This window comes from Streptomyces sp. NPDC043870 (genome assembly GCF_056435785.1).
This window is the reverse complement of sequence record NZ_JBWKDT010000085.1, coordinates 1-11,051: the sequence shown is the minus strand read 5'-3', so window position 1 is coordinate 11,051 and position 11,051 is coordinate 1. Positions and strand designations below refer to the sequence as shown.

3 protein-coding genes and 3 pseudogenes are annotated in these 11,051 nt (G+C 59.3%); 1 reads left to right on the top strand and 5 read right to left on the bottom strand.

Annotated features, from left to right (window positions below; translation table 11 throughout):
* Positions 1–87: 87 nt before the first annotated feature.
* Positions 88–306: pseudogene (locus AC0699_RS38515) on the top strand (IS630 family transposase); the annotation flags it as partial.
* Between the two features lie 132 nt (positions 307–438).
* On the opposite strand, the gene AC0699_RS38510 reads toward AC0699_RS38515, so the two are convergent.
* From AC0699_RS38510 to AC0699_RS38490, 5 genes and pseudogenes are all read right to left on the bottom strand, one after another.
* A complete protein-coding gene (locus AC0699_RS38510; RefSeq protein WP_478670859.1) occupies positions 439–1,191 on the bottom strand; it encodes a thioesterase II family protein in 753 nt (250 codons plus the stop codon).
* Between the two features lie 9 nt (positions 1,192–1,200).
* Positions 1,201–5,478, bottom strand: a complete 4,278-nt coding sequence (locus AC0699_RS38505; protein WP_478670854.1) for a non-ribosomal peptide synthetase — start codon at positions 5,476–5,478, stop codon at positions 1,201–1,203.
* Complete coding sequence (locus AC0699_RS38500; RefSeq protein WP_478670863.1) at positions 5,475–10,514, bottom strand: amino acid adenylation domain-containing protein; 5,040 nt, start codon at positions 10,512–10,514, stop codon at positions 5,475–5,477. The genes AC0699_RS38505 and AC0699_RS38500 overlap by 4 nt, the downstream gene beginning before the upstream one ends.
* A 221-nt stretch (positions 10,515–10,735) precedes the next feature.
* A pseudogene (locus AC0699_RS38495) lies at positions 10,736–10,918 on the bottom strand (IS630 family transposase); the annotation flags it as partial.
* An 18-nt stretch (positions 10,919–10,936) separates the two neighbouring features.
* Positions 10,937–11,051: pseudogene (locus tag AC0699_RS38490) on the bottom strand (IS5/IS1182 family transposase); the annotation flags it as partial.

Genomic DNA, 11,051 nt, shown 5'->3' with positions numbered 1-11,051 from the left:
TCCGGTCCACAACCCGGCCATCCCCACCTGCCCGCACACAGCCACACCAACTCAACGAGCACACAGGCATAAAGTCAGCAGCATTGCGCCTACGCGCCAGACCTGAACCCGGTCGAAGGCGCCTGGTCGCTGTTACGGCGTGGGCCGCTGGCCAATACCGCCTTCACCGACGACGAACACCTCGAACGCACCCTCCGCCGGGGCCTGCGCCACATCCAACTCCGCCCTGACCTGATCGACGGCTGCCTTGCAGGCACCGGATTCACACTCACCCACCAGCCGACAACAATCCGAAGAGGTCAGTAATCCTTGTCAGTCCACGAACAGCACCTCATTCCCGGCCTGCTGGGCCGGCTCGAGTCGGCCATCAGCAGGTGGTAGCCGCATCCTTGGAGGGAACCGGCTACCACCCTGCCAGACCATGAAGGATAACTCGGTTCATACTCTTGCCCTGTAAGGGCGCCTAATGGCACGTCCCACTTGTGAACCGTTATCGAGGTCGCCAGTCAGTACGTCCACAAGTTCACGCAGATGAGTCTTCAAGAAAAAGTGGTCCCCAGGAAATAGCACCTCTCTAAAGTCGCTACTTGTCAACTGCCTCCACCTTGACAGGGAGGTTCGATCGACAGTGTCATCACCCTCTCCACCGAATGCTGCAATAGGAATGCGGAATTGCTCATTTGGCGGGCACCTGTAAGAGTGCAGTGCAGTCAAGTCAGCCTCCAGTACGGGCAGGAAGATTTTCCTGAGCTTTTCGCAGGAGAGAACCTCTGGAGGTGTGCCTCCTAGATTTCTCATAACGTCCTGCGCTTCTTCGTGAACGTCGTTGTCCAGCGGAACAAAAGTTGGGTCAGAGTCCACTGGCACGGGGGCGGGGCTAGCTGAAACGTAGAGCTTTTCCGGGCCCGAGTGATTCTCCCGCTGAAGTGTCCGCGTTACTTCGAACGCAACCAGAGCGCCCATGCTGTGTCCGAAGAAGGCATACGGACCAGATGTCTTCTGCTTGATTTCCGAAGCCAGTTGATAGGCTAGTTTGTTCAGGTCATGAGCTAGCGATTCACAGATTCGCTGCCCGTGCCCTGGATACTCGATGGGTACCACCTCAACGGGCAGTAGGACCTTCCATGCTTCGTACATGGATGCATTGCCGCCTGCGTGAGGGAAGCAGAGAAGTTGTTTGATGTGGCTCATGTCTGATACCTAGCTTCGTCCTGGGGACGTAAGCGAAGCGAGTACGTTTTCCATATCGGCCAGCGTTGCTCCGCTGAGCAGATCCTGAAGTGGTGGCTCGCAGCCGAATGTCTGGGCAATTCGCTCGCTGAGGACGAGAGTATGAATGGAGTCTCCCGCAAGGGACTGCATATTGTCGGTAGCGACTACCGGATGCTGCAGCACATCCTCCCAGATTTGTCGCAGCAGTTCGCCAAGGTCTTCCGGTGCGGTTTCCAGCATGTTTAGTTCCGATTCCGTGTCGAAGTCTGGCAGATTAGCGATGCCTCCGTTGCAAATACCGTCTATAGCCTCCTCGTAGGCGCGAAGGATGCCTTCAATTTGCGACCAAGAAACACACTCAGGGGCGAACTCGATACCCATGGTGAGCGTCTCGTTCTCCTTGGCAAAAACGGTCACGAGGGGAATGTTCGTCCGTTCTATGAGCTTGTGCCGAAGGATCTGAGTCTTCGTTTTAGAGTCGGGAGTTATCGAGTCGAGATCGACGAAGTTGAATGCCGTGTCGAAGAGACGTTCCACCCCAAGATCACGATGAATCGTTCGGAGTGTCACGCGGCGGTGCGGCATCAGCGCTATCTCAGCCGCGAACGATTGCTCGATGACTGCCCCGTGATCTTCCGGCATAGTGACGCGCAGGGGAACAGTGTTGAGGAACATGCCGATCGCCTCGTGGCCCGCTTTTGTCTCGGGCCGACCGTTGCAGACCAGACCGGTGGCCACATCGCCATGTCCAGCCAATCGTCCGTTCACAACCAAATGAGCAGCGAGAAGAACGCTCTTGAGCGGGACCCTACGCTTGGCAGCGACCTGCTGAAGGGTTGAGAGGATTTCGCTCGAGAGTTGGTGCCGCACTGTGTGCACCTGCCCAGAATGTTCCTTCCTCTTGATAAACAGTCGAGGCTCAAACTCCTGCAGGTGCTCCTTCCAGAAGTTTCTGGAATCACTTTCCTTCTGCGCCGCCTGCTCGAGGACGATGAATTCCCGAACGCCATTTCCGGGTGATGCCTCGGCCGGCAGGTTCCTACCCTCCAGGAGCAGATTGTATGAACTGAGCAACTCCGTGCGCAGGGCTACCAGGCTCTTACCGTCCATCAGAGCGTGGTGAAAACTGAAGCCCAACTCAAAGCGACTGTCGTCGAGTAGGTGTACCACCAGGTGAATGGGCGGGCGTACCGTCCAGTCAATCTGACTGGCTGCCTCTGTCGTCATCCAGACGGAGACTGCTTCCTGCTGGTCGTCCTCTGATGCCGCCCTGAGATCCACCACAGTCAGTGGAACGGTCGCTGATTTGTGAACGAACTGCAGGGGTTCCGGGCTGGCGGTCAGATCGAAAGTAGTGCGCAGGGTGGGGTACTTTTCAGTGACCCCATCGAGAGCCTTCCTAAAGCTTTTCTCGTTCCAACGAGCCTGCACCGTATAGTTAAATACGTCGTGGTAAATTCCCGCGCCGTCGCGGAGACTGTGCAAAAGCATGCCAGCTTGAAGTCCGGACAGGGGATATACATCTTCGATGTTTGGGGAAATCTCATCCTCTGGGATGATCTCCTCCATGACCTTGTTCTCCGCAAGGCTGCGATCTATCCCTTTCGCACTGACGCTGGCGGCCAGTTTTTCGGGGGTTTGGTGGACGAAGATTTCCTGGATGGTTATGTCGAGTCCTGCAGACTGGGCGAGGGCGGAGAGTTGTACGGCGCGCATCGAGTCGCCGCCTACTTCGAAGAAGTTGGCAGTGGGATCAACGCGGCTGAGTCCGCAGGTTTCAGCGAAGTAGCCCTGGATCTTCTCGAGTTCCAGCTGAGGAGATACCTCATGCGTCCTCTCAGCAGTACGCGAGCGCGCCATCTTGTCGTCGCTTTCAGCGACGATCGGGGCGACAGACTGCGATTCCCCGGCAGGCGCCGGCAGCGGGAGCGCAGTGCGGTCGATTTTTCCATTCGCGGTGAGCGGGAAGCCATCCAGGGTAACCACAGCGGACGGAAGCATGTACTCAGGAAGGTGCGGCGCCAGAGTGCGACGTACGCCCGGAAGCGAGGAATCAGCCATCTTGTCCGGAGAGATGACATAGGCCACGATGCGGGGCTCGCCGCCGACTTCGCGCACTGCCACATGGCACGATGAAACCGAGAGGACTCGAGTCATGATCGATTCAATTTCACCGAGTTCAATTCGCACCCCACGGAGCTGAACCTGGTTATCCAATCGTCCGAGGTATTCGATCTCGCCGTTTGCCATCCGTTTAGCTCCGTCTCCTGAGCGGTATGCGCGCTCTCCCTCACGAAAGGGATGCGGTATGTATCGCCGAGAAGTCAGTTCCGGGTTCCCGATGTAGCCCTTCGCAAGTCCAGGACCGGCGACAAGTATCTCTCCCGGCACGCCGTAGGGGACGAGATTGCCTTCCCGATCCGTAACCAGGCACTCCAGGTCAGGGAGAGGATTCCCGACAAGTGAACGGTTCTCGTGCCGAATATCCTCCATGAAGACCCGACGGAAGGAGACATGCACGGTGGTCTCCGTAATTCCGTACATATTGATCAACTGCGGCTGGCTGTCGCCATGACGCTGGGCCCATTGCGAGAGATCGGCGAACCGGAGCACTTCGCCGCCGAAAATGACATACCTTAGGGTTTGAGGGAGATTAGTGCGTGCGTCTGCGTCACAGAGCATCGCAAAAGCGGATGGGGTCTGGTTGAGGACGGTGATTCCCTCCGTTGCCAGGAGTTCTCGGAAAGCGTCAGGGTTACGGGTGATCAGATAGGGGACCACGACCAGGCACCCTCCGTGCGTCAGAGCTCCCCACATCTCCCAAACAGAGAAGTCAAAGGCGACGGAGTGGAACATGGTCCACCGGTCCGAAGAGGTGAATTCAAACAAGCTGTCAGTGGTACCGAATAGGCGCATCAGGTTGTGGTGCGTCACCTCAACGCCATTGGGCCGGCCGGTGGAGCCCGAGGTGTAGATCACGTAAGCGGGGTCGTCGGGATCGACGGTGACCTCTGCGAAAGAGGGCGTCTGTGCACTGCCTGGCTCGGCACTGACTTCGATCACCTCGCCCTCGTACGGGGGCAGGGATCCGCGGAGTCCGGACTCGGTAACGACAGCAGCGCAGTTGGAGTCTTCGAGAACAAGGTTGATCCGGTGGGAGGGCCATCGCGGATCGATGGGTACGTAGGATGCACCCGCCTGGACGACGGCTAGCGCAGCCACAGGAAAGCGCTCGGTGCGCTCGAGAAGGACCGCGACCCTGTCTCCCCGGCGAACACCGCTTGCCTGCAAAGCTCCTGTGATCTCGCCAGCCCAGGAGTACATCTGCTCGTACGTCAGGTGACGTCCCTCGCACTCCATTGCCCGTGCATGCGGCGCGGCTTGGGCTTGTCTACGGATGGCCTGATGCAACGTCGGCTGGGCCGGTGGTATGACCCGGCGCTGGTCCAGATCCATGAGCTCGTGTGCCTCCTCCTCAGTGAGCATGCAGAAACCGTCCAGTGGACTATCTGGTTGGAGCGCCGCCGTAGACAACAGCGTGACAAGGTGGCCGGCCATCCTCTGGATAGTCGAACCCTCCCAGAGGTCGGTTCGGTAATCCAGCGCCATGCGGGCTTGGCGGTGAGAGTACTCAGTGACAGCCAACCCGAGTTTGAACAGGGCTCGTCGGGGATCGTGTGGCACAAGGGACGTCTGTACGCCCGGCAGGTTAAAGGTTTCCGCGCCAGCAATGTGGGGCACAAAGGAGACCTCAACGAGATCAGTTGCAGCCGTGCCGCGGGACGAACACTTGACGATCTCCGCGAAGTCAACATGGGCATGCTCGCGGGCTTCGGCAACCTGTGCGGCGGCATGCTCAACCAGCATGCGCAGTGTCGCCTTAGAAGCGAGGTCTGAGCGGATCGGCAGGACGTTGGAAAAGTAGCCAACGGCGTCCGCCGCGACCGTGTTCGGACGAGCAGGAACGCCCACCAAGATCGTTTCCTCGGTGGAGTAGCGGTGCAGCAGGTACTGCCAGACGGCGAGCACGACCGTCGAAGGATCCACGCCAATCTCCGCGGCTACGCTAGTAAGACTGCTGTGTACGGGGTCCGGCAGATTCACCTCGACTCGGGCCCCGCGGATAGTCGTGCCGACCGCCTTGGAAGCGTCATACGGCAGCTGTAGGTGCCCAGACACATTGGTGAGCACTTGCTTCCAGTAATGGAAGCTGGCTTCGTCCGACCGGCGGCTTGGGGTGACGTCCAGGAGTTCCTGAGTGTTCATTTCGACATTTCCTTATGCTTGCTTAGGGTTTGGTAAATGCCTGCCAGATCGCAGTTCACCGCGGCGTCGCTCCACCAATCCGATGCGATGTGGTGACAGTTCATTCCGAGTATGAGCCGGTCATCCTCGAGCCTGATGACCATAGGGCGGAAGGGGGCCTGTGAAGAGACGTCAAATGGTTCCCGAGAATCCTTGGCCAGGAGTTGACGAGCGAGTTCTTCCTTGCTGGCCTCCGGGCAGGAGCGCAGATCATGCATCCGGATCTTCCGGGGCTCGGAAACGACGCGTGCGATGTGCCCGCGACCGTCGTCGTCATATTGGCTACGCAATGCGATGTGACGTCGCATGAGTCGCTGTAGAGCCTGTTCCAGGAGTTCGGCATCGATATCACCGCTAAGCTCGTAATAACGCTGGGAGCTTAGTGCGTCTGCGTTCTCAGGATCCAGTTTGCCGATCATCCAGATGCGGTGCTGTGCAACCGTCGGAGACCCTACTTCCGTCGGGTCACCTTGGCTCTGCGCCTGCATTCTGACCAGAGTTTCCAGTCGACACTCTTCGTTCTCGACAAATCGATCCAACAGCCATTCGAACTGCCGTACCATATCGGCTGCCGTTGTATGGGAGAAGATTTGAGTGTCGTACTCAAGAAATCCATTCAACTTGCGTCCGTCGTCTTTGAGAGAGGCGAGGAGATCGAAGCGTGCAGTACCAGGATCGATTTCAACAGTTTCGATCGTCACATTCGGCAACGACAGCTCGTTGAACTCGCCATCGTAGAGCGCAAGTGCTGCCTGGAACAATGGATTTCGATTGCTTTGCCGCGGAGGGATGATCGTATTCACGATGTCTGTAAACGGAACATCGCTATGACGAAGTGCGGACTTGACCGTATCGCGAACGTTGACCACGGCGTCGTGGCAGGTTGGATTATTCCGCAAGTCGCAACGGAACGGCAGCATGGCAGCAAAGTTTCCAATTACCTTTTCCACGCTGGCGTGGTCTCGCCCGGCAGTCACTCCGCCGACCACGACATCGCGATCACCGCCGCTGGCTGCGAGGCTGGTGGCGAAGACAGCAAGCAGCACGTGATACGGGCTTGCCTTACACCTTCGGGCAAACGACTGCACCAGCTTCCGAGTCTCCGCAGGTACCGTTATTGGCACCCGTGCACCCGTGAAACGGGGGCGCTCAGGGCGTGGGAAGTCGCGGGGGAGAGCTACCTCGGCTGGTGCACCCTGAAGGTTCTCACTCCAATAGGCAGCGCATTCGGCACGCCGTTCCTCGGTCAGTCGTGAAGCCGTCCAGCCGCTGTAGTCGGCTGGCTGGATCTCGAGGCCAGGACGGTCCTCCGCCTTGCCGACAGCCCGGTACGCCGCGGACAATTCTTCCGGCATGATCTTGGCCATGGACCAGCCATCGGCCGCTATATGGTGCACCGTCCACGCCAAGAAGGCTTCGTCGGCACCCACCGTCACGAGGCACACCCGTAGAGGCGTCTCGCTCTTCAGCGCGAACGGCCGTGCGGCGAAGTTCCGGATGTACTCCCGTGCCGTGTCCTCCCGAGTCGCCGAATCGACATGACTCAGGTCGGACTCCTCGAAGGACACCAACCCGGCGGGCATCACAACCTGGCTGGGCTTCCCAGACTCGGCAGGAAACACAGTACGCAGCGCCTCGTGCCGCCCGGCCACCTGGTCGAACGCGGCCCTGAGCAGCTCACTATCGAGAGAACCGCATATGCGCACTGCGTCAGTGACGTTGTAGGCGGCTGACTGGGGCACCGCCTCCTGGTGGTACCACAGGGCCGCCTGCGCCGGTGCCAGCGGGACGGGGCCCTGACGATCGGCCAGGGCCAGAGTCGGAGCGGAAACTTCCTCACTTGCATGTATGGACTGCTTCCTGCGACGAATCAGATCCGCGAGGGAAGACAGCGTCGAGTTCTGCATGAAGTCCCGCATCTCCAGCCTGACGCCCCTCGATTCCTGAACGCGAAGAGAGACGCGAAGCGCTGCCAGCGAGTGTCCTCCGATTTCGAAGAATTCAGCGCTCGGACCCGGAACGGGGTGGCCCAGCACCTCCTCCCAGATAGACGCGAGATCGGAAACGCAGTGGTCCCACTCACTCTCCCCAGACGCAAGCCGGTCGCTGCTGAACGTGGCAGGCGGGAGCCTCTCTACATCCACCTTTCCATTCGCCGACAGGGGGAAGGAATCCATGATGATGACGACGTTCGGCACCATACCGGCGGGCAGGTGCTCACGAGCCGTCGCAAGAACATCCTCGGCGGCGGGATGCTCGTGAGACGAACCAACGGCGACGTAAGCCACCAGGCACTTCTCGCCTGGACGTCGCTCCTGCGCGTTCACTACCGCCTGGAGTACGCCGGGGTGACTGCAGAGGATCCGCTCGATCTCCGCAGGTTCGATTCGCATGCCACGAATCTTCAACTGCCGACAGAAGCGCCCCAAGAACTCGAGGCTACCGTCACTCCGCCGCCTTACCCGGTCCCCCGTACGATAGACCCGGGCCGCCGGGTCCGGTACACGCCAGTCGCGGCGGAAACGCCTATCAGTGAGGCCACCGTCAGTTACGTACCCGATCGCCACGCCGGCACCGCCAATCCACAGCTCTCCTTCGTGACCGTCCGGAACCAAAGCGCCTTCCTCGTCGACCACGTAGTGACGCGTGTTATCTACCGGACGTCCAATCGGAGCCCAATTCGACTGTTCGGTAGCATCGAAGCGCCAGAAGGTGGCGTCGATTGCTGCCTCAGTCGGGCCGTAAAGATTAGAAATGCGCGCATTCGGGCAAATCTCATGGAAACTGCGCGCCAGGGACATCGAGAGCGGCTCGCCCCCACAGAACACGTGCCTCAGTTTTATGCACGACGCCAGCTCCGGAATTTCCATCAGCACTTCAAGCTGCGAGGGGACAATCTGGATTGCTGTGACACCGTCCCTCGCCATGCTGTCAGCAATGCCCCGAGGATCCCACTCCTCCATCTCTGGATCACACAGGACAATTCGCGCGCCGGCCATGAGAGGCCCAAAGACCTCCCACATGAAGATATCAAAACCTGGCGCCGCTGACAGGAGTACAGCGTCGTCCGAACCGATCCCGAACTCATCGCGACGCCACAGAAGTTGATTTACAAATGAGGCATGCGAGACAGCCACTGCTTTGGGACGGCCCGTGGATCCCGAGGTGAAATTCAGGTAGGCAGCAGCATCGCCACTCGTGTTCACAGCAGGCAGAGGAGTCGTAGAGGGAACACTGCTTCCAACATCCACCGACGGCACGTCCGACGGCAGAACGTCGCTAGTGTCCGCGGCGAAAACGATGCAGGAAACTCGAGCGTCCTGTGCTGCCTCAGTTATGCGACTGGCAGGGTGGGAAGGATTAAGCACAAGCAGTACTGCACCTGCCCGAAGTGCCGCAAGACTCGAGATGGGGAGGTTTACACTCTGCTTCCGCAGCAGAATCCCAACGACGTCGCCTGGCTTTACACCAGCTTCGACAAGGCGGCTAGCCATGTGAGAGGCATGCTCGTCAAGTTCGGCATAGGTAAATGCGTGATCTCGGCTGACCACAGCAATGGACTCAGGAGACCTATCTATCTGCTCCTGCACCATGCCATGCACCGTTCGGTGCCAGCCAGTACGCCTCGTACCGACTAGGGGATGTACCTTCTCCCTGTGTCCGTAACGAGGAGAGAGGAACCCATCTTCAATACAGCGACGCGCTGCGAGGAAGTCATCGAGAGTGCCTACTCCCTCCGCATAAGTCGGCAACTCCTCGTGGATGCTTCTCCCCTCCGGAGGGCTACTCAGGGAGGCCACCGCGTCGTCTCGAAGTCTGGAGATGGACGGTGCTTTCTTGGCGTCCTCGTGAGATATCGCTGCTTCAAGTACTGCCGCGCAGCCGAGACGACCCAATTCGTAGAAGTCACCGGTGTGTGTGAACTGTTCCACAAGCCCACTTAGCTCTGTAGCGACAGCAACAGCGCCCTGGGTATTGAGCCACTCATAGATGACCTCAGACCCAGCCGCCAGACGAGCGCCGACTTCGGTGATCAGTGCCTCGGTCGGCCCTTCTCCGATCCGCAGGAATCGCGAGTCGCGCATGAGGGCGGGGACACCGCTCACTTCAGCGTAGCCACGCCAGCCAAGAGTCTGCAGGGCATCGTCGCTGGCAGTAAACGACCACTCCGATGACACCGACTTGAGAATCATAGTGATCTCTTCAGGAGTCGAGTATCCGGTTATGCAAACCTTCTGGAGCAGACTCTCAATGATGCCAATATCGGAGGCAATCCGACTAATCCGACGGTGAACCTGGGGGTTATCGAAGAGCCGCCCGGTAGCAACCGTACGGTTAGATGCGTATCGGAACATGAGCTGGGCGGATCGCTTCATCACCGCGAGGGCGATCGCCGCAGCACAAGTCCGTCCCAGACCCAGCGCGTCACCAATGACGTCGAACCCATCGCCTATCGTTCCCAGAACCTGCCACGGCTCGACCTTGACGTCGGTGAAGCTCACGTCGGATATCGGGGCAGATTTCAATCCGAACATGGGGCGCGCTGGCGCCACCTGGACGCCGTCCGCGTCAGCCGGGACTGCCACGACTGTAGGCGCATGATGCCCATCAACTGTGAAGCGAGCCAGAACAATGAACAGACCTGCTTGCTCGGCTCCGGAAACGCACACCTTGTGACCGCTCATGCGCCATGCGTCACCATCGTTCTCGGCAGAACTGGAAATATCCCGTGGGTTCGATCCGCTCGAATGCTCAGTGATAGCCAGAGCCCCAGCGATACTTCCGCTGCGCATGTCACCCAGGAATTGGTTGCAGAACTCCTCGCTGCCGTGGCAGGAGACTACCTGCACTGTTGTCTCATGCACGGTACGGAGCGCAGCGGCTGCGACGTCGCGCGCTGCAAGACGCTCGACGGCAGGGAGGAGAGCGGTGAGGCTGGTTCCTCCGCGCGTGGCGTGCTCCGAGCCGTCCGATGCGGTGAAAACTTGCGGGTTCATACTGCTCACTCTCGAGCTCGTCGGGTTCTGAATCCTCGGGACAAGCGGCGTTCCCGCAGGACTTCGTGCTGTCGCGGACAAGTGGGGCTGCGGATGCCGCGCATTTGCCATCGTCGGTCTCGGCTTTAGGAGTATGGATCCTCTGACAGGAGGAACAGGGGGAGGAAGCCAACGGCTACCTGAGGTTGAACTTGTGATGTCGCTGGGTTGCTCAGGTATCTGATGGTCAGGCCGGTCTCGGCGAGGCGATCGTCTAGAAGGTCGCTGCGGTACTGGATGTGCCGTATGCCGCGTCGGATGCGCTGGACGAGGTGTTCGGGGGTGCTGAAGGCGACGTTGGAGAGCCAGACCCGCCGCAGCAGTGACCAGATCCCTTCGGCGGGGTTGAGGTCGGGTGCGTAGGGCGCACCTAACTGATCATTTCAGAATGAGGTTCGGAGTTGTCTCAAGCAGATGATGCTGCAGGCGAGTTGGAGTAGGCCGAGGTGGAGGTCGGCGCGTATCTCGTAGCGGATCCGGAGGCGTTTGAACTGGTGG

Coding starts and splice junctions, on each gene's coding strand:
- AC0699_RS38505 (WP_478670854.1), bottom strand. CDS start 5,478: ATGAACACTCAGGAACTCCTGGACGTCACCCCAAGCCGCCGGTCGGAC.
- AC0699_RS38510 (WP_478670859.1), bottom strand. CDS start 1,191: ATGAGCCACATCAAACAACTTCTCTGCTTCCCTCACGCAGGCGGCAAT.
- AC0699_RS38500 (WP_478670863.1), bottom strand. CDS start 10,514: ATGAACCCGCAAGTTTTCACCGCATCGGACGGCTCGGAGCACGCCACG.